Source organism: Sporosarcina sp. P34, from assembly GCF_002743375.1.
Taxonomy (GTDB): domain Bacteria; phylum Bacillota; class Bacilli; order Bacillales_A; family Planococcaceae; genus Sporosarcina.
The window spans coordinates 73,684-94,688 of record NZ_PDZC01000004.1 but is presented as its reverse complement, the minus strand read 5'-3'; the positions used below and the strand labels follow the sequence as shown (position 1 = coordinate 94,688).

Annotated in this window: 23 protein-coding genes; 15 read left to right on the top strand and 8 right to left on the bottom strand. The window is 43.1% G+C overall.

All coding sequences use genetic code 11. The features are described 5' to 3' along the window. Positions 1-149: 149 nt before the first annotated feature. Positions 150-1,400 (top strand): hemolysin family protein, encoded by a 1,251-nt coding sequence (locus CSV63_RS08630; RefSeq protein ID WP_099695475.1) that lies wholly within the window; start codon positions 150-152, stop codon positions 1,398-1,400. Positions 1,401-1,514: 114 nt separating this feature from the next. Continuing rightward, positions 1,515-2,060, top strand: a complete 546-nt coding sequence (locus CSV63_RS08625; protein ID WP_099695474.1) for an RNA polymerase sigma factor — start codon at positions 1,515-1,517, stop codon at positions 2,058-2,060. Positions 2,061-2,750: 690 nt separating this feature from the next. Here the strand turns inward: CSV63_RS08625 and CSV63_RS08620 are convergent. Both CSV63_RS08620 and CSV63_RS08615 read right to left on the bottom strand, forming a co-directional pair. After that, the gene (locus tag CSV63_RS08620; protein ID WP_099695473.1) at positions 2,751-2,939 is read right to left on the bottom strand and encodes an SE1832 family protein; all 189 of its coding nucleotides are present in this window, start codon (positions 2,937-2,939) and stop codon (positions 2,751-2,753) included. A gap of 29 nt (positions 2,940-2,968) precedes the next feature. Continuing rightward, positions 2,969-4,006 carry a glycosyltransferase family protein gene (locus CSV63_RS08615; RefSeq protein WP_099695472.1) on the bottom strand — a complete coding sequence of 346 codons (1,038 nt, stop codon included), beginning with the start codon at positions 4,004-4,006 and terminating at the stop codon, positions 2,969-2,971. 112 nt (positions 4,007-4,118) lie between these two features. Here CSV63_RS08615 and CSV63_RS08610 point away from each other — a divergent pair, with 112 nt between their 5' ends. The 6 genes from CSV63_RS08610 to CSV63_RS08585 all read left to right on the top strand — a co-directional run bounded on the left by CSV63_RS08610 (position 4,119) and on the right by CSV63_RS08585 (position 11,421). Next, complete coding sequence (locus tag CSV63_RS08610) at positions 4,119-6,050, top strand: cation:proton antiporter (RefSeq protein ID WP_233192008.1); 1,932 nt, start codon at positions 4,119-4,121, stop codon at positions 6,048-6,050. Positions 6,051-6,840: 790 nt separating this feature from the next. Then, positions 6,841-7,410 (top strand): hypothetical protein, encoded by a 570-nt coding sequence (locus CSV63_RS08605; protein ID WP_099695471.1) that lies wholly within the window; start codon positions 6,841-6,843, stop codon positions 7,408-7,410. A 114-nt stretch (positions 7,411-7,524) separates the two neighbouring features. After that, complete coding sequence (ybaK, locus tag CSV63_RS08600) at positions 7,525-8,010, top strand: Cys-tRNA(Pro) deacylase (RefSeq protein ID WP_099695470.1); 486 nt, start codon at positions 7,525-7,527, stop codon at positions 8,008-8,010. A gap of 76 nt (positions 8,011-8,086) precedes the next feature. Continuing rightward, entirely contained in the window at positions 8,087-8,725 is a 639-nt protein-coding gene (locus CSV63_RS08595) for a YczE/YyaS/YitT family protein (RefSeq protein ID WP_099695576.1), read from the top strand. A gap of 445 nt (positions 8,726-9,170) precedes the next feature. After that, positions 9,171-10,049, top strand: a complete 879-nt coding sequence (locus CSV63_RS08590) for a CPBP family intramembrane glutamic endopeptidase (RefSeq protein WP_199203634.1) — start codon at positions 9,171-9,173, stop codon at positions 10,047-10,049. Between the two features lie 277 nt (positions 10,050-10,326). Further along, positions 10,327-11,421 carry a hypothetical protein gene (locus CSV63_RS08585; RefSeq protein ID WP_099695469.1) on the top strand — a complete coding sequence of 365 codons (1,095 nt, stop codon included), beginning with the start codon at positions 10,327-10,329 and terminating at the stop codon, positions 11,419-11,421. Positions 11,422-11,462: 41 nt separating this feature from the next. On the opposite strand, the gene bshB2 is transcribed toward CSV63_RS08585, so the two are convergent. The 3 genes from bshB2 to thiD all read right to left on the bottom strand — a co-directional run bounded on the left by bshB2 (position 11,463) and on the right by thiD (position 13,461). Next, positions 11,463-12,137 carry a bacillithiol biosynthesis deacetylase BshB2 gene (gene bshB2, locus CSV63_RS08580; RefSeq protein WP_099695468.1) on the bottom strand — a complete coding sequence of 225 codons (675 nt, stop codon included), beginning with the start codon at positions 12,135-12,137 and terminating at the stop codon, positions 11,463-11,465. 13 nt (positions 12,138-12,150) lie between these two features. Beyond that, on the bottom strand, positions 12,151-12,501 hold the full coding sequence (locus tag CSV63_RS08575) for a YojF family protein (protein WP_099695467.1): 351 nt from the start codon (positions 12,499-12,501) through the stop codon (positions 12,151-12,153). Positions 12,502-12,627: 126 nt separating this feature from the next. Further along, on the bottom strand, positions 12,628-13,461 hold the full coding sequence (thiD, locus tag CSV63_RS08570; RefSeq protein ID WP_099695466.1) for a bifunctional hydroxymethylpyrimidine kinase/phosphomethylpyrimidine kinase: 834 nt from the start codon (positions 13,459-13,461) through the stop codon (positions 12,628-12,630). Positions 13,462-13,655: 194 nt separating this feature from the next. Between thiD and CSV63_RS08565 the strand changes: the two genes are divergently transcribed. The 5 genes from CSV63_RS08565 (at position 13,656) to CSV63_RS08545 (ending at position 16,033) form a co-directional block, all read left to right on the top strand. Continuing rightward, a complete protein-coding gene (locus CSV63_RS08565) occupies positions 13,656-14,411 on the top strand; it encodes a DUF4230 domain-containing protein (RefSeq protein ID WP_099695465.1) in 756 nt (251 codons plus the stop codon). Between the two features lie 5 nt (positions 14,412-14,416). Then, the gene (locus CSV63_RS08560; RefSeq protein WP_099695464.1) at positions 14,417-15,094 is read left to right on the top strand and encodes a uracil-DNA glycosylase; all 678 of its coding nucleotides are present in this window, start codon (positions 14,417-14,419) and stop codon (positions 15,092-15,094) included. Between the two features lie 23 nt (positions 15,095-15,117). Beyond that, on the top strand, positions 15,118-15,294 hold the full coding sequence (locus CSV63_RS16750) for a hypothetical protein (protein WP_029053507.1): 177 nt from the start codon (positions 15,118-15,120) through the stop codon (positions 15,292-15,294). Beyond that, positions 15,291-15,554, top strand: coding sequence for a YwdI family protein (locus tag CSV63_RS08550; RefSeq protein ID WP_099695463.1), 264 nt, complete (start codon positions 15,291-15,293; stop codon positions 15,552-15,554). Before CSV63_RS16750 ends, CSV63_RS08550 begins: the two co-directional genes overlap by 4 nt. 98 nt (positions 15,555-15,652) lie before the next feature. Then, positions 15,653-16,033: a DUF423 domain-containing protein gene (locus tag CSV63_RS08545; RefSeq protein ID WP_099695462.1), complete on the top strand. Its 381-nt coding sequence runs from the start codon at positions 15,653-15,655 to the stop codon at positions 16,031-16,033. 35 nt (positions 16,034-16,068) lie between these two features. Here CSV63_RS08545 and CSV63_RS08540 read toward each other — a convergent pair whose 3' ends face one another. Both CSV63_RS08540 and hemQ read right to left on the bottom strand, forming a co-directional pair. Then, positions 16,069-16,413 carry a spore coat protein GerQ gene (locus tag CSV63_RS08540; protein WP_099695461.1) on the bottom strand — a complete coding sequence of 115 codons (345 nt, stop codon included), beginning with the start codon at positions 16,411-16,413 and terminating at the stop codon, positions 16,069-16,071. An 815-nt stretch (positions 16,414-17,228) separates the two neighbouring features. Beyond that, the gene (gene hemQ / locus CSV63_RS08530; RefSeq protein WP_099695459.1) at positions 17,229-17,978 is read right to left on the bottom strand and encodes a hydrogen peroxide-dependent heme synthase; all 750 of its coding nucleotides are present in this window, start codon (positions 17,976-17,978) and stop codon (positions 17,229-17,231) included. A gap of 214 nt (positions 17,979-18,192) precedes the next feature. Between hemQ and pta the strand changes: the two genes are divergently transcribed. Then, a complete protein-coding gene (gene pta, locus CSV63_RS08525; protein ID WP_099695458.1) occupies positions 18,193-19,164 on the top strand; it encodes a phosphate acetyltransferase in 972 nt (323 codons plus the stop codon). A gap of 66 nt (positions 19,165-19,230) precedes the next feature. After that, a complete protein-coding gene (gene lipL, locus CSV63_RS08520) occupies positions 19,231-20,067 on the top strand; it encodes an octanoyl-[GcvH]:protein N-octanoyltransferase (RefSeq protein ID WP_099695457.1) in 837 nt (278 codons plus the stop codon). Between the two features lie 19 nt (positions 20,068-20,086). On the opposite strand, the gene CSV63_RS08515 is transcribed toward lipL, so the two are convergent. Next, positions 20,087-20,725 carry an RsfA family transcriptional regulator gene (locus CSV63_RS08515; RefSeq protein ID WP_099695456.1) on the bottom strand — a complete coding sequence of 213 codons (639 nt, stop codon included), beginning with the start codon at positions 20,723-20,725 and terminating at the stop codon, positions 20,087-20,089. Positions 20,726-21,005 lie beyond the last annotated feature (280 nt).

The following is a 21,005-nucleotide window of genomic DNA, read 5'->3' as shown; positions in this document are numbered from 1 at the left end:
TGATAAAAGTATACGTCCTGCCTGTATGTTGCATTAACGATTCAGTTTATATATGTGATATACTTATAAAATAAGAAATGTTGGATTCATGGCAAAAAATATATGATGAATGATGACAAATAAATGGAGAAACGTTGGAGGAGACGCAATTGTTTATTGCACTGGGACTATGTTTATTTTTGTCCTTCTTTTTATCGGGAAGTGAAACAGCGTTGACCGCAGTCAATCGAATGAAAGTTCAATTGCGTGCGGATCAAGGAGACATTAAATCGATAAAATTACGAAAATTGATTTCCAAGCCGGACCGTATGATTACGGCCATATTAATCGGAAACAATGTTGCGAATATTTTGATGCCTACGATTGTGACGATGATTGCAATCGATAAAGGACTGAGTATTGGGTTACTGACAGGAATCTTAACGGTTATTTTGATTATATTCGGAGAGGTATTGCCGAAAACAATTGCTGCAACATTTGCGGATCGTATCGCATATTTTGTAGCACCACCCATTTCGGTACTCGTGAAGTTAATGGTTCCATTGACGTTGATTTTATCGTTGTTTACCAATTTTTTCGTTCGCTTAATTTCAAAAGGAACGGTGACGGAAGCTACTTTGACGAAAGAAGATGTGCGTTCGATGGTGGACATTGCATCTACAGAAGGTACATTCGGTCAGGATGAATCAATCCGTCTAAAAGGTATGCTAGATTTTCGCGATAAAGATGTTAGCGATGTAATGGAAACGCACCGTACGGATATTATTTCATTGTCGATGGATTCTACGTATGAAGAAGTACGTGACGTCGTATTGCAGTATTTCTACACCCGCTATCCAGTATATGAAGAGAGTATCGACAAAGTGGTCGGTATTTTTTATTCTAAAATGTTGATTGAGTGGTCCATGTTTCCCGAGCGAACGTTTGCGGAGGTAATTGATCGCCACCCTTTGTTCGTCGTGCAGACCGCAAGTGTAGAGCTTGTGTTTAAGCGTATGTTAACGCAAAAGAAACATATGGCGATTGTGCTAGATGAATATGGTGGGACACTTGGGATCGTCACACAGGAAGATATTATTGAAGAAATGATTGGACAGGATATAGAGGATGAAACGGACGTGGAGGAAGAGTCGATGGTCTTCGAAAAAGAAGAGAATCTTCTAGTCTGTCAAGGGCGTTTAGAGATTGAAGACGTGATTGAACTACTCGACATAGAGTTACCTACTGATCACGATACCATCGGTGGATTTGTTTTTCAGGAAGTAGGTCATATCCCTGAAGAAGGCGAGAAGTTTAGTTATAACTCGTTGTTGTTTGAAATTGAAGAAATGGACAGAACGCGCATTTTGCGTCTAAAGATTACTAAGCAGGAACCAAAAGAAGAGGTCGTTGAAGCGTAGAGTTTGTCAAGTAACCTTACACAATTGTAAGGTTACTGAAAGAGAAAGCGATGGCTCGTAATGTGTGTGTCGATGATAATAAGGGTACCAGTTATAAAACGGAGGCTACTTATTATGAAAAACGACTTAAACGCATTATACGAAGAATATGGGCGCTATATATATCATTTATGTCTTAAACTGACTCGCAATAAAGAAGAAGCAGAAGATCTCATGCAAGACGTATGGGTAAAAGTAGTGCGCTACAGCGGTGAAATGAGTGAAGTCAACCGCATGAAGGCTTGGTTGACGACGATTTGTATGAACACATTTCGCGACCGTTACAGAAAAAATGTACGTCAGAGTCAATACGTGATGAATCAACCTGATACATTAGACGTTCCGATCTTAGATTTGGTTCCAAGTACTGCGAAAACTCCTGCTGAATTGATGGAGCAGAATGATATTTCCGAGCTTGTGCAACAGAAAATCAGTGAGTTGGACGGTATTTACCGGAAAACGATTGAGTATTTCTACGTGAATCAATATTCGTTAGTGGAAATCGCAGGGTTGATGAGTGTGTCGATCGGAACAGTAAAGTCCCGCTTGTTCCGCGCGAAGAAGTACCTGAAAGAGTTGCTCGTACAAGACGAGGCAGCTGAAGAGTATGTTATGGCTTAAGCTCACACTTGCTGTGAGCTTTTTTTATGGGATAAGAGGGGATCAAGTTCAAGGTCCGGTACATTACATACGTAGAGAGTGAATTAGTGTGCACGAGGGGATGGAAGCTCCAGTTGGGGACGCTTTCCTGAGGGCGTGGCCCGAGCCGCTTCCCTCACTTCGTTCAGTCCAGGGTCTCGAACTCACGCTAATCCTCCAGGAGTCGCCCCAACTTCCGCTTCCATCCTACGTAGATAGTGGGTAGAAATAGATCACTCATTGCTAGTAGTGTGTGATTTCGTGTTGTTTTTGAACTTATTATAAATTCAAGTACAGTTCAAGTTCAGAACTACTTACTCGCTGAACTTCAAAGGTCTTCGGGAAGTATTACCTTCTCACTTTGCAAGGGATTGGCGCGTAGGAGGGGCGACTCCCGCGGGAATAGCAATTCCTTCTGCGATTAAAAGCGAAGCGTTATAAGCATGAGCCTTGAGATCCCGCAGGTAGCGAAAGCCGTAACGAAGAACGGCTTTTGCGAGTAAAAGCGAAGCGTTAGGAGCACATTTTTGCACTTAGCGGACGAGGAAGCTCAAGCCATGCCCGCAGGAAAGCGTCCCCTCCGTAGCGCCAATCCCCAACCCAAGCCGTTCTATATCCAAAACTTACAAAACAACCTCCATCAGCTATACACCCGATGGAGGTTGTTCGTGTTTATTTCGTCGCTTCAGCAAGCTGCTTATTTAAATCCGCGAGACGTTCTTCCATTTTAGCGAGACGCAACTCCGCATTTTCGATCATTTTCACATGACCTGTCGACTCTAACTTCTCCATATCGCCCTGCAGGCTGATGTAGTCCATCTTCAGCTCTGCTATCTGTTGTTCCAACTGATCCTTTGTCATAAGGGAAAACTCCTATCATCTGTTTTCCCTTAGTGTAACATATCCTGCCTTGTGCGTTTAGGGAACTCCAACAAATAACGGATCGCTTCAAGCACTTTTTCTTCACTATTCCCGATATCGATCTGTAACTGCTTTTTGATCGCGCGTTCCTTACGTGCATCATGTAGCAATGGTTCCATGATCGCGTTCAGTAAGTTCGACTGAGTGACTTTACGGCCGAGGCCGAGATGCGTAAAGCCGTTTCTCTCGGTTGGAAATCCGAGGTTTGATTCGAATTCGTTTTGGGCAAGTACAATACAAGGTACACCGATTACGGCTACTTCATATGGTGTATAGCCCGCATCACACAGAATCATATCGGCTTTTGAAAACAGTTCTGCACGGTTGTCTGGGGCTTGTACGACTTTGGTGTTCGGTCGGCTCAAGGCCATCATTTGGATTTCACCCACATCATGTTTATAATTCTTTCCAAGCAGTACCAGTACGGATAAAGGAATTTGCAATTGCTTTAAATGTCGCAAAGCACGGAATGTGAGATTGCCCGGATCTTCGTCACCGAATGAAATGACGAGTTGCGAAGAAGACGGGGATTTTCTTTTTAAACCGGCATGCCGAAAAGATTGTAGTGACGCGTCTGCCATGTATGTCTGCGGCCCCACGATATAGTGCTCAGCATAGAGTTCCTGAGTTTCCGGATACAACGTCTGGATCACCCAGTCTGCCAATTGTCCACCATCACCGAAATCGTCGAAATGTAAAATACTTGGTACTAGTTCATGAATTTTGGTCATTTCCTCTGTATAGCTTGGACCACTGTCACGAATCAAAAGATCAGGCTGAAGCTTACCTAGTAACTTAATTAATGAGGAAGGACCCGTTACTTTATGGCACGTGAAATGTTCGCTTGGAACTGGCGTTTCTTGGTCGTATAAAAAGATGACTTGTGCTTCGTTTTTTAGGGTATTTGCCAGTAGTAGTGCACGTCGTAAAGGATAACTTCCTTTGCCTTCTGTTATGGAAAGATAGATCGCGATTGTTTTTTTGACTTGTTTTTCGATTGGAACCACCCTTTCTGAAACTACTTGTTCCTCTAACCCTATGAAAAACGGGAATAGTTTATTACAATGAGTAGAAAGCGATTTAGAAAGGTTTCAAAGAGGGAAGGAGGCGGCCTACCTGATGTTCAATTCGTTGGTTATGGATTTAATGTTGGTCGTGTTAATTGGTGTAGCGTCACAATGGATAGCGTGGCGTACAAGGATGCCAGCGATTGTCGTGATGGCAATTGCGGGACTACTGGTTGGACCGATTTTCGGTTTGATTAATCCGCAACAATCAATGGGGGATCTATATTCACCTATCATTACATTCGCAGTGGCTATTATCTTATTTGAAGGCAGTTTGAATCTTGATTTTAAAGAAATTAAAGGATTTGGACGTCCCGTTGCAAGAATCGTAACGTTCGGTGCATTTATTGCGTGGATTGCTGGTTCACTCGCGGCCCACTATATCGCAGGATTGTCATGGGAAGTGGCATTCATTATTGGAGGACTATTTATCGTCACAGGTCCTACTGTAATCTTGCCTTTACTTAGGCAGGCGCGCTTAAAGCCCCGTGCGGCCGCGATATTAAAGTGGGAAGGAATCGTCGTTGATCCGTTCGGCGCACTTCTAGCGGTATTTGCATTTGAAGTCATCAAATTCGTCAATAGTGAAGTAACGGCCAAAGCAATGTTGCTGTTTTTTGGTGCTTCTTTGTTCTCCGTACTTCTTGGTTGGGGAACGAGCCGGATTCTAGGCACAGCATTTGAAAAGGGCTCGGTACCGGAATATTTAAAAGCGCCAATCTTATTCGGTCTCGTGTTATTTGTCTTCGTATTATCGGATGAAATCATGCATGAGACTGGCTTATTGGCTGTCACTGCGATGGGGATGACGATGGCGAATATGCATTTGACTACTTTAGAAGACATTCGCAATTTCAAAGAGAATATTTCAGTATTGCTCATATCGGGAATATTCGTCATGTTGACGGCATCATTAGATCCACATATTTTGATTGAAATATTGAATCCGAAAATTATTTTATATGTAGTCGCAATGCTATTTGTCGTCAGACCGCTATCGATATGGGTATCAACAATCGGCACGGATTTAACGAATCGTGAAAAAACACTCATCGGTTGGATTGCGCCACGGGGAATTGTGGCATTGACTGTCTCAGGCTATTTTGCGACCATATTACTTGAGAACGGCTATGAAGATGCGGAGCTCTTAACCGCGTTGACTTTCGCGCTCGTATTTGCGACTGTCATCTTACATGGCTTCTCGATTGGCTGGCTTGCGAAGAAACTGAATTTAACCACGCCGATTGAATCGGGTGTAGTACTAATCGGCAGTTCAAGATTTGTAGCGGAACTTGCGAAGAATATTAGTACCGCTGGTCACAAAGTGTTAGTTGTGGAAGACTCTTGGGGTGGCCTGTCCAACGCGCGAAAACTCAGCGTACCAACGTATAAGGGAGATATTTTATCCGAGCATACGGGCTATCATTTAGACTTAACACCATACCGTTATATTTTGGCCATGACTAAGACGGATACCTATAACTCACACGTTTGCGCCGATTTCACGCCAGATCTAGGAAGAGACTTACTGTTCCAAACAACCACACATAAACGAAGCGCAGATCAACAGTTCAACCTAGCTACAGGGCAATTCCTGTTCACACCCAACTTGACGATTCATGAACTGGATGAACGTATTAATCAAGGGCATGTATTCCGTAAGACGTTGTTGACGAAACAATATAGCTACACGCAGTACTTACGCGAGCGCGACGATCAATCGATATTGTTGTACATCATCCGTGAAAATGGAGACTTGGAGTTCTATACGGCAGAGAAAGAACTGCAAGCACAAACGGGGGATACAATCGTAGCGCTTTCGACGTTAAACAAAACGATCGAGCGGACAATTGACCGACTCGAAGAAAAGAACGGCAAAGCAAGTGTACCGAAAGAAATCGTAGAGACAAAGTTCTTGGAAGATACACCGCATGAAAAACCAGCGATTCCAGGCGAGACTCCACCGAAGATCATGAAAGATTGAGTGGATGGAAGTGAATTATGTTGCAATAGTGTTGGGGCTAGCGATTGCGCTTCGGAGGGAACGCTTTCCTAAGTCCCCATCCTACGCGTCAATCCCTCGTGATATGAGTAAGTGATGCGTATTGTTATACAGTAAAGTTAGGATTGAAATCGTTTCTATATATGAACCAAGCCCTTGAACCTAAACGAGTTCAAGGGCTTTACTAATTCAAATACTACCGACAGTAAGTGATTAGAAATTGTATTTGATCTGCACTTGAACTTAACTAAGTTCAATGCCTATAACAATTCACACACTATCTTCAGTGATGAATCTCCGTATCTCAACTATCAACGTAGGATTGAAGCGGAAGCTGGGGCGACTCCGGGAGGATCAGCGTGAGTTCGAGACCCTGGACTGAGCTGAAAGCGAGGGAAGCGGCTCGGGCCACGCCCTCCGGAAAGCGTCCCCAGCTGGAGCTTCAATCCCATGCGCTAACTAACTATTCATCAAACACCATTCGATCTTGAAATTCGGCACTTTCCACCACACACAACATTAACCGGCGTGCGGTGGTGTTTGGCCACATATGAAAAAGGGTACTCATACTACACATATTCCCATAACAAACACTAGTAAATACCGCCCGGCTCGCATATCCATCTAGTATGAAATGCGTACCTAGAGGATAAAATGGAAACACCAACCCGCGCGAATCCAATCTTTTGATGGATTGGCAGTTCACGCGCTACTGCGTAAACTAGTTATACTAGCTGTACATATCGAAAATTCCTATTCGGAGGTGGATACCATGAATGCTGTAATAGGGTTTGCAAGCGCCGCCGAACAACTACAGCGGTATGACGCAATCCGGAGAAAGAATGCCGAAAATGCTTATGAACGACAAACAGAATTTCGTGAACTAGCGCAAAAGACCAAAGATGAACTGGTCGCATTACTGCGCGGAAACCCGCAACCAATTGAAAAATCGGAAGACATGCAAAAAGACTTCCACAAGCTTGGTGCGGGACAGATGAAGAATATCTCGATTCCACTCGGTAATAACTTGGATGAAACGATTGATTTGTGGCGTAAAGTCCGCAAAGAGGCATACTCTGAATCACCACCAACAACAGCGGATTATCAGCTAGCGAGCAATGCATCTGCGAAAATCACACAAGCTGAACTCCAATTAGCGTTACATAATCGGGCCAAAACTATCCGTGATCTCATGAGTAGCGTCGACAGTACCGCAGCAACTACTAGACCGAATCGTATGCAACAACAATATAGTCATGCATTTACTCTCTATCAAGTACAAAATCAAGCCAGAATGAATCAGTACGACATGGATCAGCCACAACTACATATCAGCATTTGATCTGATTCGTTTGAAAACGAAGCCCGTTTTGCTGGAATCCAGTGAAATGGGCTTTTTCCACATTATATATTCTACTAGCTTTCTACTAAAGTAAAGAGAAGGGGAGTACTACTTATGTCAAAGAAAAAGCTGCCGAAAACCAACGCAATTCGCATCATCGAAAGCGAAAAGATTCCATACGAAATTCATAGCTATCAAACGAATGACGGTCAGAATGACGGGGTTTCCGTTGCGAATAAAACGAATGTATCGGTTTCTACCGTTTATAAAACGCTCGTTGCCATGGCAAGCAAAACAGACTTACTCGTCTTTATCATTCCCGTGTCGGATGAGCTAGACTTAAAAAAAGCAGCGAAAACGGCAGGCTTTAAAAAAGTCGAGATGCTACCTATGAAAGAATTGACGAAAGAAACGGGTTATGTCCGTGGCGGTTGTTCGCCAATCGGTATGAAACGTGAATTTCCGACATTCATTGACCAACAAGCTGAAACGCTCGATTATATGTATGTCAGTGCGGGCAAAGTCGGATTGCAAATGAAATTGTCACCGCAAGACTTGGCACGGGTTGCAAAAGCACAATTTAGTGATCTCGTGAAGTAAGTACATAGCAACTTGGTTGATTTCTGTTACAATGAATCCATGAGGACACTGATATTTAGAAGAAAGAAGAATGTATATGCGTAATTTATTAGCTTGGCGATGGATATTTTTCATCGCGGGAATGATGATCATGTCGCTTGGCATCTCGTTGATGATTAAAGGTCAGCGGCTTGGGATTGCTCCGTGGGACGTGCTCCATCTCGGGTTGTATCAAAACTTCGGATTAACGATAGGTTCATGGAGTATTATATCGGGTTTTGTTATCATTTCGGTGACATCGATTATTTTGAGAGAATGGCCGAGAATAGGTACATGGCTTAATATGTTGGTCATCGGATTATTTATCGACTTTTTCAATTGGCTTTTACCAGATGTGACTTCATTGACTGTGCAAATTATTTTTTTCATCGCTGGTGTATTCGTCTTATCTTATGGGGTAGGAATATATGTATCACCGAATCTGGGGGCTGGACCTCGGGATAGCTTGATGCTGTTGTTTGTTGAAAAGTTTGGTTGGAGTCTTCGATTGGTACGGACCGCGATTGAAGCGATTGCCACACTTATCGGTTTCTTGCTTGGTGGACCTGTAGGGATCGGTACATTGGTTGTCGTCCTTTTCTCTGGTCAAATCATTCAAATTGCCTTACCGCAATGTAAGAAAATATTATTGAAAATCACTCATCAAACGGACGAAAAAGTTTTATTACACTATTAAGGAGCATAAGCCTCCTCGTAACGGATACGGTACACGGTGCGAAAACATTAAATAACATAGTATTCAAGGACACGATTCGCAAATGAATTGGTGTCCCTTTTTTATTGCTATATTCATGTTTAAGGTGTTTTTTTCGAAGGGGTTCGCACTATAATTGGTATGTGAGTTAACAGCATCGCATAAATTTATGTGCTATTGCTAATTATCTTGTTAAAACACTCGTTAATGGTTTGGATAGAATAGTTACCGTAAAAAGAATGTATTCGAAGTAAATGAATACTTTGAAGGATAGAAAAGGTTGTTTGTTATAATAGATTATGAATAGATGGACTATTCGAAAAGCAGATCATTTAATCGAATAGTGGGGGTAGCGAAAGTTGATGAAGAGATAACAGACACTAAAATACAAACCATAATAAAGATTGCTTTAAAGGAGGTAGGATAGTTGGGCACAAGCGATTATATATCGACGGGGAAGAAGATATTGCATATCCAGGTTGGCTTGTTCCTGTTCTATACGTTTTCGATCACTTGGGCAATGTGGTCTGTAATTATTATAGGAAATATCTATTTTGATACACTTTGGTACGGTGAGCCTTTATTTTGGATTCCTATGTTACTGGGTGCTCTTGGTCCTCCCATCGCCACGTTTATCTTATGTAAGCAATTTAGAGGAGAATTTACTGATGTCCCTTTTTGGAAGTTTATTATAGGTCCAAAGCCAAGTAAAAGCGGATGGTGGATTTTCCTTTTTTATACAGCGTGGCGTTTAATCATGGTTTGGATTGCTTTTGGAGTGAATGAATCTATCGCATTTCTCTATATGCTAATTAATTTGCCACTCTTTATGATAGGTGGCGGATTGGAAGAAGTGGGGTGGCGCGGTTACTTGCAACCTCAGTTAGAAAAGATATTCACTTACATACCTTCTGTTTTCATAGTGGGGGTGATCTGGAGTCTTTGGCATATACCTTTGTGGTTTATTGAAGGAACAATACAAAGTGCCTTGTCATTCGGCACCTATACGCTATTAGCCATCATTTTAAGTTTTAGTTTGACGACTATCTATACCAAAACTAAAAATTTGTTTCTTACTATCTTTAGCCATGCTTGGTTCAACGGATGCATTGGATTAGTTGTATATATTGGAAGCGATGGGTATTTGGAGTTGGATATTCAGTGGGTGGTATTCGTTGTCTTTGCAATGGAGTTCTTTGTATCATTCCTGATGGTTTTTTTCAAAGCGCAAGGTCTCGGGAAAGTGAAACTAGAATGTCCAGAGGAACAGGTAAAACTGCGCGAAAGAAAATTAGATAATAAATAAATATTTTATCTTTTGTTCAATCATCGGGTGCAATGGCAGAGTGAATACTACGCGAATCCTATCAAGAATATATGACAAGTAAAACGCACAGACGAAATGCAGAACTGTGCTTTGTTATTTGCTTTTCCACTGTTAATTGTTGTTTAAATCATATGCTAATTGGTTAACTAATTCAGTTGCGTTTATGCGTTTTCTCCCCATTAACCGAACCCGTTAGCCTACCCGGCTGTGATTTTTTTATTTTCCTATACATATGATGAAAATGAAGAAAGAAAGGGTGATCAATATACGCGGACATATTACAGAATACATGGGGACGGCTTATACAGGACAAGGCGTGCAACATAAGTATGAAGAGTTGCTTACGGAGTCAAAAAAGACGATATTTTTGAAGTGTTTGCCTACGCATTCCTTATCGCAAGTGCTCAATGACTTGGCGGTCTATTTTGTCAACAAGGGCTATAGTGTGGATCGATTCATGAATCCTGGACATGTGGATAAAACCGATGCGCTTTTCGTTAAAGGTCTAGAACTTTTCATCTTGCAAGCATCCCATCCGATTTCCTTCGAGCCGACAGATCTTGGCAACCGCCATAAAGTCTTTTGTTTTTATGACGTCTATCATCAAGATCAGCTACTCGGACGGCATGATGAGGTGAGTGCTTTGTTGAAAGAAGAGAAAACACGTTTTGGTCAATCATTGAAAGAGTTAAAACGAGCAAAAGCGATTCATGACGAATGGGAAGCAGTGAATATCGCACGCATGGATTGGCCCCGCCACGAAGAGATTGCGGAAGAATTAAAGCGAGAATTATTTGGAACAATTGAATTAACAAAAACAGCTCATGTCTCGCATCGAATTGTCGGTTCATTATCAGCTGGCAGCGCACATGATTTCATCCCGTCTATCACGAAACGTACGAAACGTCGCTTTCTGATCAAGGGCTTACCGGGCACAGGCAAGTCGACGATGATGCGGGCGTTAGGAGACGAAGCGCAGCGACGTGGGCTCGATGTGTTATACGGTTGGTGTGGATTGGATCCCGCAAGTATCGACTTAGTACTGTTTCCTGAGATATCGGTGTGCCTGTTCGATGCGACGCAACCTCATGCCTACGACGCGGAAAGTCCTCGCGATGAATTAGTGGATATTGTGCCATTATGTGCGGAAGATGAAGAAGCTGAGAGACAAATCGATGATATACGACACCGTTATCAAACGGTAATTAAGGAAGCAGGAAGCCAGATGCAAATCGCTGTACAATCACAAAATAACGTAAGAATCCAAATGGATCGTGCATTAAACGTGGAAGTGTTTGAGAAGAAGTTGCAGGATGTTTATGCTTTTATTAAAGCTATTGAAGAGAAGTGACTTTGTATACGATACAAAAAAAACCGCAGATTTGCGGTTTTTTACGTGAAATCATGAATATAAAATGCTTCGTTATATAACCAGTCAAGTGCATCCTTATCGTTTGCAGCCCATCGTTTTTCCATGTCGGGTAGCATCCAAACCGTCTGGGAGGCATGTGCACGTAAAGCGGCAATCTTTTTATCTGCTACGTCAGGTGTATGATGCACAACATGCGGCTCACCGAGTTGGTTCAATGTATCATTATCGAAAGCTTTCGTGTACAGTACCGGTCGATTCGCTTCCGGCATACGACTCATCGCTTCAATCACAGCTACGCCCGTTGCGTTGTGGTCGGGGTGTACAGCAAGCGTTGGGTGGAAAGAGATGACCAATGAAGGATGTAATTCATCCATGAGGTCAGTCATCATTTTAACCAGTTTTTCTGGATCTTCAAATTCTATTGTTTTGTCGCGCAGTCCCATCATACGTAAATCTGTCAATCCCATCGCATCACACGCATCTAGCAACTCTTGTTTGCGGATTTGTGGTAGTGTTTCACGGTTTGCGAAAGGAGGATTTCCTAGATTTCGCCCCATTTCGCCAAGTGTCAAGCAAGCATACGTAACGGGTACGCCCATTTCAATATATTGTGCAATCGTTCCAGCGCTACCGAATGATTCATCATCAGGATGAGGGAAGACAACGAGTACGTGTCGTTCTTTTTGCAACATCAAAAAATCTCCTTTCTTAATAAGTAAATGGGGTTTCGCTAATTTCAAGCGCTACCGCTAGCTTTCCATCAGGTCCGAGTCCCGCCATCAGTAAACGATGATGTTCGTCAACTGTATAGTGCGTGATCCCTTGTGCGTAAATCCAACCACTCGGCAATTTTAAACCGATACGGTGTGGGGATTCGCCCGTCACCTTACCAAGTTCGTAACGGATAATGACATTACGAATAAATGCGCCGGCATTAAAAAATCCTTCTTGAAAATGAGAAGCATACGATCCATTTGTCGTTTCTAAATGTATGTAGACATCTTTATTGGCAAAGGAGTCCAGTAACTCCTGTAAATGTTTCACGTCAACCGTTTCCATACTCACCCTCCTAAATCTTGCAGGCATTTCGTTGCAATCTTTCTAGTTAGTATTATATAGATATTGCAGTTTGAATGCGATTAGACGGCTTATAAGTCAGGAATACATCTGACTTATAAGCATTCATCATACTTCCTGCAATCTTACTTGTGGCACGTCGAATTGATTTTTCGCGCCGTGCATAACAGGTCCTACATACTCATTGAGCTTCCAACCGTGCGCAATGGCTGCTGTGACAAACTGCTTTGCTTGAATGACTGCGTCTTTGATCGACAACCCGTTCGCCAAATTTGCTGTAATAGCAGCTGCAAATGTACAACCCGCTCCGTGATTATGATAGGTATCGGATCTTTCTGATTTCAGTAACGTAAACGTCGAACCGTCGTAAAACAAATCGACGGCTTCTTCATGATCGAGTTGTTTACCACCTTTAATCACGACATTACGAGCGCCGAGTTCATGAATTTTCTGTGCTGCCACTTTCATGTCATCTATTGTTTTCGGTGTTTTCATAGAAGCTAATTGTCCCGCTTCGAATAAATTTGGTGTGACGATTTCTGCTTTTGGTAGGAGATAGGTAATCATTGCATCCGTATTCCCAGGATTCAATACTTCATCCTCACCTTTACACACCATGACAGGGTCGATCACGACATGGTCCAAACCAGATTCATCAATTGCCTGGCCCGCTGTTTGAATAACTTCTTCCGTGCTCAGCATGCCGGTTTTGATCGCATCGATTCCAGTAGATAACGCTGTTTTCAATTGGGCTTTTACGACATCGATCGGCAATGAGTAGACATTATGTGACCAATTCTGATCGGGATCCATAGTGACAATCACTGTCACCGCGGTCATACCGTACGTACCATGCTCTTGAAATGTTTTTAAATCTGCTTGAATTCCTGCGCCACCTGATGTATCTGATCCTGCAATCGTCAACGTTTTCTTTAATGACATACTAACTCTCTCCTTCGTATACTATATTTTGTTGTTACGTATAGTATACAACGAATTGTCGAAATACAAACAATTCAGGTATGATGAAAGTCTAGAATGCTTGTAATACGTACAAATCTTGCCAATGAAACTTATTATTCGACAGAACGTATAAATAGAAACGGAGTGTTGGAACAAACGAGAGGATGTGAGCCATGAGTAAGCATGAATCGTCTAAAAGAGAGAAGAAGGAATGGACGGAAGCTAATGCCCAATCAGCTGTGACATTCGCTGGACGGAAAAAGACCCAACGTAAGCGAAGGGGAGGAATTCTCGAGCTCGCTTTTACTTTATGGACTTCGTGGAGAAAAGCATATATTTTAGTCATTCTACTAGTAGTCGCCGCACTTATTACCCTGCCAATCGCAGGCTTTTATTTAATTCAATTGGGTTCTACTTTTTCAGAACAAAAGACGGCATTTGTCGAGCGTGTCCAAGAGCTCCAGGAACTGACAACGGCAGAAGCTTACTCCAAAGTGCTTGTCAAACGCACCGACAATGAATTATTCGGTAAAAACATCGGTGTCAATTTTCCTGGGACGAAGCGGAATTTATTAGTAGTCATTCCAGGTTCCGTCAAAGCCGGGATTGATCTTAGTGAAATCACCGAGCAAGATATGCGAGTGGATGAAGACAAAAAACGTATTGAGCTGATGATACCGAAAGCTGAATTCCTCGGTGGTGCAGAACTGTACTTCGATAAAGTAGAAGTCTATTCTGTAGAAGGATTATTCCGTGGAAAAGCAGGTATTAAAGAAGGCTATGAGCTAGCGAATGAAGCCAAAACGTTAATAATGGAAGAGGCATCTGCACAAGGTGTCCTAGAATCCGCAGAGCAAAATGCAGTAAAAACGCTAAAAGACATGTTTTCATTTGCAGGCTATCAACTAGATATTGAGTTTAAGGAGTGATGCATATGGTAGCAGAATTTCGTAATGATTGGGATCACATACTAGAAGATGAATTCGACAAACCGTATTATCAGGAATTGCGTACTTTTCTTCGCGAAGAATATACAAATCACATCGTCTATCCGCAAATGTCTGATATGTGGACAGCTTTTAAATTGACGCCTTTTCGAGATGTCAAAGTCGTGATTTTAGGCCAGGATCCATATCATGGACCAAAACAGGCTCATGGTATGAGTTTTTCTGTCCAGCCTGGCGTGAAAGTGCCACCGAGTTTACGTAATATCTTCAAAGAACTATCGTCAGATGTTGGAATTGACGTCCCGACTGAAGGAACGTTGACAGGGTGGGCCGAACAAGGTGTATTATTATTGAATACTGTACTCACTGTACGCGAAGGGGCAGCCGCTTCGCACCGTGGGAAAGGTTGGGAACTCTTTACGGACGAAGTTATTCGTAAACTATCGATGCGCAGTGCACCAATCGTCTTCATTTTATGGGGAAGACATGCACAGGAAAAAACGGCATTGATCAACCGCAGACGCCATGCAATTATTGAATCGCCTCACCCAAGTCCATTTAGTGCATCTAGAGGATTCTTTGGCAGTAGGCCGTTTACTAAAACGAATGAGTATTTACGCGAGTGGGGAGAAGAGCCGATAGATTGGGCGAAAACGACCAAGTGAGGAATGAGAAAGGATGTGTAACGATGGCAGTCAATTGCTTCGACTGTATCTTCTTTTATACGACTTGGGATCCCGCAAGTCCGCGGGGCTGTAAGGCATATGGATTCAAGACGAAAATGTTACCATCGATAGTGGTAAAGCGCTCCTCTGGTATGGAGTGTATGAAATTTGAACCGAAAAAGGGGATGAAAATACGATGATCACAGCTGCACAAATGCTCGGAGAAATGGAGCGACAAGTCCGCTTGGCGAAACAAACACAGAATGAAGGAGCACGAAGAGAAGCGATCTATGCTGTGCGAACGTTATGTAATTTGATGCTCGGTGATGAAAGGCCATCTGTACCGTCCATCCCACAAGTTATACAAACGAGCGCTGTACATGCGACGCCAATTACGTCGCTGAACGAGCAACCATTGCGTGAAGAGGATGCCAATGGAGAGTCGCTGTTTGACTTCTGATAGCACCAAAAATCGTACAAACACCTGTCATTTTACATGTTTCGATATGGTAGACTGGAAACAGAATATACAACATTCGTTAGAAAGAAGGAATCAGTATGCCGTTTTTCATTATCGCAGGAGCTATTAATGCCGCGATCGCAGTTGGATTTGGAGCATTTGGTGCACATGCATTGAAAGATCGCCTTTCCGAACATTACTTAGCCGTCTGGGAAACCGCGGTACACTATCAAATGTTCCATGCGATTGCATTACTTGTAATTGGTATTTTGATGAGTAGCACATTGCTTGGACCATCGACGCAACTATCATGGGCTGGCTATTTAATTTTGGCAGGTATCGTTATTTTCTCTGGAAGCCTGTATGTACTCAGCTTATCTGGAATCGGAATACTTGGCGCCATCACACCGATTGGTGGCGTTGCATTCATCGTAGGGTGGATCATGTTGATCATTGCTGCAGTAAAATTTGGAAGGTAACATAGGAAAACCGCTCACGCATGAGCGGTTTTTTCTTATGGCGTTTGATTGAAGTAAGTTACTTCCTCTGGGAACTCGGCATAGTCGAAGTAGATCATAGGGAATAAATAACGTCGTCCTGTACCAGCTTCGCTGAGGATGACATGATCGCGTCCCGCAGCTTCTACCGTACCCGTGATCGCTTTTGTGTTCTTGCCTGCTTCTACCGCATGTTCGAATGAAAAATGAAAGACACCGGGTTTTCCTCTGTTAAGCCGTAAGATATTCTCGATGTACGACTGCTCTCTAAAAGGCGGTGTTGGTGCATTCCCCTGTACATTTGTTTGTGGTGGGACCATTTGTTGCTGGGCATAGCCGGGATTCCAATAATATTGAACCATTTCAACATCCTCTCCAGATCTGTTAGTTTTACTCGCGGGCAGTCTTGTAGGGCGAGGGAAGTGTGCGTTGCGTGTTGATGGAGTCTGTGTGAGACGGGCAAGCGCATTTATTCCCTTTTGTTTGTCGCAATGACAGCTAAAGCAAAACCCCCTTGGTTGTATCTTATGTTGGAGAGGGAGTGGGTATGAATGAAGTTTTTGGAAGGGGGGAAGTTCGAAGTTGGGGGAATGCATCGTTACGCTACGTTCCAGGCGGACGCGTTCGGAAGGGCTCGCGGTGAGCCAACCAGGTCGCTTCGCTTCCTTTTGGTTGTCTCACCAGTCGAGCTGATCCTTCCCGAGTCGCCGCCTTTAGTGCAAAGATATGCTCCTAACGCTTCGTTTTTACTCGCAAAAGCCGTCCTTCGTAACGGCTCTCACTTCGCTTCACTAATGTCTCTTTCTGGAGTTGGAGAGTGAAATTCAAGACCTTATGTTGCGCGTAAATTTAACTAAGTTAGAAGCCAACAATAATTCACTTTCTATAGACAGTGATACTTCTAATTTAAACCACTTTGCACGTAGGATTGAAGCGGAATTTGGGGGCGACTCCTGGGGAAGAGAGTGATCTTGGGACCCTGAACTGGTGCCTTAATTTCTGCAAAGTACACAGAAATACGGCAAAGCGAACCCTTCGCTGTTCGCTTGGCTCAAGGTTGCTCCCCTGGAGAGCGTCCCCAGCTGGAGCTTCAATCCCGAACCACTAGCCCTATTTCCCTCTTTCTTCGCAACAAAAAAGCCGCGAAGTGTTTCATTCGCGGCTTGGATCTAACCTATTATACTTCAAAAAATGCTTCGCGCTTGTCTGCGTCTAAAATTGTACCGACGAAGAATGAGCCGAATACGCCGTAGCGTGCGCTGACTTCGTCAAAACGCATTTCATAGATGAGTTTTTTGAACTGTAGCACGTCATCGGAGAACAGTGTGACGCCCCACTCGTAATCATCAAAGCCGACGGAGCCGGAAATGATTTGCTTCACTTTACCTGCATATCCGCGGCCGATCATGCCGTGGCTGCGCATTAAGCTTTTGCGGTGGTCCATGTCAAGCATGTACCAGTTATCTTCGCCTTCGCGCTTCTTATCCATTGGATAGAAACAAACGTATTGGCTGCGAGGTAATTCAGGGTACAGACGTCCGCGTATATATGGATTCTGGTATGGATCTTCGTCAGATTCACCTGCTAGATAGTTCGATAACTCTACTACCGATATATAGGAATACGCTGGGATTGTATAATCCGCAATGATTAACTTGTTGAATTCCGCTTCCAACTGCTGAAGTTCATCCATTGTAGGACGTAGTGTCATTAGCATAAAGTCTGCCTTTTGACCAACGACCGTATAAAATGCATGACTACCTGTTTTAGCATCATCTGCTTCTTGTATACGCTCCAAAAAAGTTAGGAATTCATTCACTGCTGCCTGACGCTCTTCTTTTGAAATCAATTTCCAAGAAGCCCAGTCCATTGTGCGAAAATCGTGAAGTACATACCAACCGTCTAATGTAATAGCTGCTTCGTTCACTTGAATTCAGTCTCCTTTTAAAATAAAGTAGTTTCTTTATCAAGTGTATCATAAACAATCTTTACTCGTTAAGGAATAAGGTTGAAATCACAACAGGCGTTACAAAAATGAATATCTCGTGAACAGCTATCTGAAAACGCCGGAATTATTAGTGTATTAATTGAGCTTTTCAGGTATGATGAATAGGAAAATATAACAAGGGTGGGATTTACACATGGCAGATCTTTTTGAAGGCATTCGTAAAACGTTGGAAGGTAAAGGAAAGACGATTGTATTACCTGAAGGGGAGGATGTCAGAATATTAGAAGCAGCTATACATCTTCAACAAGAAGGTATTATTACACCAGTTTTATTAGGTAATGAAGAAGCAGTAAAAAAAGTAGCAAAAGATGGTGGCTTCGATATTTCTGAAATTAAGTTGATTGATCCTGCAAACGTTTCCTATTTTGAAGAACTGGCGGAGAAATTCGTGGAGCGTCGCGGAGGAAAAGCTACAATCGAGCAAGCACGCGAGCAATTGAAAGATGTAAACTATTTCGGAACTATGCTAATCTATACAGGACGTGTAGACGGTTTGGTGAGTGGAGCTGCACATTCGACAGCGGATACAGTTCGTCCCGCATTGCAAATCATTAAGACGAAGCCTGGCGTTTCAAAAACGAGCGGTGCTTTCATTATGATGAAAGAAGAAGAGCGTTTAATTTTTGCGGACTGTGCCATTACTGTGAATCCTTCAGCCAAAGAATTAGCTGAAATTGCTGTGGAAAGTACGAAAACTGCAAAAGCATTCGGAATTGATCCACGCGTTGCGATGCTTTCATTCTCTACGAAAGGTTCTGCTGTGACCGAAGAGACGAAAAAAGTGGTGGAAGCGGCTAAAATAGCTAAAGAATTGGCACCTGACCTATTGATTGACGGAGAATTCCAATTTGACGCAGCGTATGTACCAAGTGTAGCAGCGAAAAAAGCTCCAGAATCTGTCATCAAAGGCGATGCAAATGTCTTTATTTTCCCGACATTGGACGCGGGAAACATCGGTTACAAAATGACAGAACGTCTAGGTGGATACGAAGCGATTGGTCCGATCCTTCAAGGCTTGAATGGACCCGTTAACGACTTGTCACGCGGCTGTTCTGCAGAAGATGTCTATAAACTATCTATCATCACAGCAGCCCAGAGCTTATAATGACAGGCTCGTAGTTTGTGAACCGTCTACATATAATCCAGATCAATTACTTTAGGAGAGCTAGACATGTCACAAGATAAACATTTACTGAATCAACCAGCTTGGCGTTTCATCGACGAATCGATTTCGGCACGCAATCGTTCTGCGCTCGAATCCTTCGCCATGGATGACACGTTATGCCAATTAGTTGGACAGCAACAAAGTGTACCGGTTGTCAGGACATGGGTACATGATAAAACGATTGTGTTAGGTATTCAAGATCATCGCATGCCGTTTATTCAACAAGCGATAGAAGGAATTGAGCAGCATGGCTATCAGTCGATCGTTCGTAATTCGGGAGGGCTTGCAGTCGTTTTAGATGAAGGGATAATAAATATTTCCTTAATCTTCTCTGAACAAAAGTCTTCGATTGATATTCCGATAGGCTACGAAGCGATGGTATCACTAGTTCAGCTATTATTTCCTGAGCTTGGCGAACGGATAGAAGCCTATGAAATTATCGGATCTTATTGTCCTGGATCATATGATTTAAGTGTCGATGGCAAGAAATTCGCAGGGGTTTCTCAGCGTCGTTTGCGTCAAGGAGTCGCTGTGCAAGTATATTTATGCGTTGAAGGCAGTGGTTCTGAACGTGCGGAGTTAATACGTGAAGTCTATGAGAAGGGCTTGCAGGGCCAACAGACGAAATTCAGTTATCCTGTAATCCAACCTGATACAATGGCATCGTTATCGGAAATTCTGGACACGCCTTTAACGGTCAATGAAGTTGTCATTCGTCTGCAGATAGTATTGCGCTCGTTGACGGAAGATGTGCGTCACAATGGGTTAACGGACGAGGAAATGGAATTGTACGGATTCTATTTGCGACGTGTCTTTGAACGCAATCAAAAGATGTTATCATAGTACGAAAAAAAGCTGCCAATCAGTTATTGATTGGCGGCTCTTTTGATGTGATTAGATTACCATTTGGCTCCATTTTAAATAATGGTGCAACGTGCTCGCTTTCTTCATTTAAAGCGATTAATCGACGTGCACGATTCATGATTTGGACGAATTGCTCATAGTCATCTTTCAACGTTTTATTCTCTTTTTTCAATTCTTCAATTTGCATTTCTAGCGATTTCATTTGTTCCGTCGCTGTTTTTGCTGTCTGTCTCCATCGAAGTGCATCCGTATCCGCACCACCGTTATGATGCATGCGAATCAAATAGGCAATGACTGTATCGAGGGATAGGGCTGATAATGGAACCTGGATTTTCTCCTGACCATCTGCGCCTGTCTCGGGGCTGTACATTTGCTGATTACGTCTTTTAAAATCTGTACCTAGCACACGTAACGTTTGTTTTCTCTCTTTCTTCGCTTCAGAGAGTTCACTCTCATAGTCTCTTCGCACGACTGCATTCCATCTGAACCCACAAGCTGCTGCTGTTCGATTCAGGGCGTCGCCTACTTCCTCAAATGCACCTAGCTGTGTACTTCCTTCTCTTACATGTCGTAGCACCGTCTCTGCCAATAATTCATCGTCTTGTTCTAACCAAGCGTCTTGTCTAACTTTCACCATCTCCATGCCTCCTGTCTTGTACTCTCTTTCTACTGCCATTATGACCACGGGATGAGTCTTTTATTCAGAGAGTTACAAAATTCTATGAAGATGGTAATAAAATGGGCGTTTTTTTAGGTGAGTGGGAGTTAAGTATGGTAGTTGGTAGAGGCTGGCGGTAGTGTTGGGGTGGGGATTTGCGCTACGGAGGGGACGCGTTCTGGAGGGCCCGCGGTGAGCCAACCAGGTCGCGGAGCTCCCTTTGGTTGTCTCACCTGATCGGGCTGATCCTCCCGGAGTC

Bases quoted from the DNA above. Each gene is read 5' to 3' on its own strand.
- CSV63_RS08625 (WP_099695474.1), top strand. From the start codon at position 1,515: ATGAAAAACGACTTAAACGCATTATACGAAGAATATGGGCGCTATATA.
- CSV63_RS08620 (WP_099695473.1), bottom strand. From the start codon at position 2,939: ATGACAAAGGATCAGTTGGAACAACAGATAGCAGAGCTGAAGATGGAC.
- CSV63_RS08610 (WP_233192008.1), top strand. From the start codon at position 4,119: ATGTTCAATTCGTTGGTTATGGATTTAATGTTGGTCGTGTTAATTGGT.
- CSV63_RS08605 (WP_099695471.1), top strand. From the start codon at position 6,841: ATGAATGCTGTAATAGGGTTTGCAAGCGCCGCCGAACAACTACAGCGG.
- ybaK (WP_099695470.1), top strand. From the start codon at position 7,525: ATGTCAAAGAAAAAGCTGCCGAAAACCAACGCAATTCGCATCATCGAA.
- CSV63_RS08595 (WP_099695576.1), top strand. From the start codon at position 8,087: ATGCGTAATTTATTAGCTTGGCGATGGATATTTTTCATCGCGGGAATG.
- CSV63_RS08575 (WP_099695467.1), bottom strand. From the start codon at position 12,501: ATGGAAACGGTTGACGTGAAACATTTACAGGAGTTACTGGACTCCTTT.
- thiD (WP_099695466.1), bottom strand. From the start codon at position 13,461: ATGTCATTAAAGAAAACGTTGACGATTGCAGGATCAGATACATCAGGT.
- CSV63_RS08565 (WP_099695465.1), top strand. From the start codon at position 13,656: ATGAGTAAGCATGAATCGTCTAAAAGAGAGAAGAAGGAATGGACGGAA.
- CSV63_RS08560 (WP_099695464.1), top strand. From the start codon at position 14,417: ATGGTAGCAGAATTTCGTAATGATTGGGATCACATACTAGAAGATGAA.
- CSV63_RS16750 (WP_029053507.1), top strand. From the start codon at position 15,118: ATGGCAGTCAATTGCTTCGACTGTATCTTCTTTTATACGACTTGGGAT.
- CSV63_RS08550 (WP_099695463.1), top strand. From the start codon at position 15,291: ATGATCACAGCTGCACAAATGCTCGGAGAAATGGAGCGACAAGTCCGC.
- CSV63_RS08545 (WP_099695462.1), top strand. From the start codon at position 15,653: ATGCCGTTTTTCATTATCGCAGGAGCTATTAATGCCGCGATCGCAGTT.
- CSV63_RS08540 (WP_099695461.1), bottom strand. From the start codon at position 16,413: ATGGTTCAATATTATTGGAATCCCGGCTATGCCCAGCAACAAATGGTC.
- pta (WP_099695458.1), top strand. From the start codon at position 18,193: ATGGCAGATCTTTTTGAAGGCATTCGTAAAACGTTGGAAGGTAAAGGA.
- lipL (WP_099695457.1), top strand. From the start codon at position 19,231: ATGTCACAAGATAAACATTTACTGAATCAACCAGCTTGGCGTTTCATC.
- CSV63_RS08515 (WP_099695456.1), bottom strand. From the start codon at position 20,725: ATGGTGAAAGTTAGACAAGACGCTTGGTTAGAACAAGACGATGAATTA.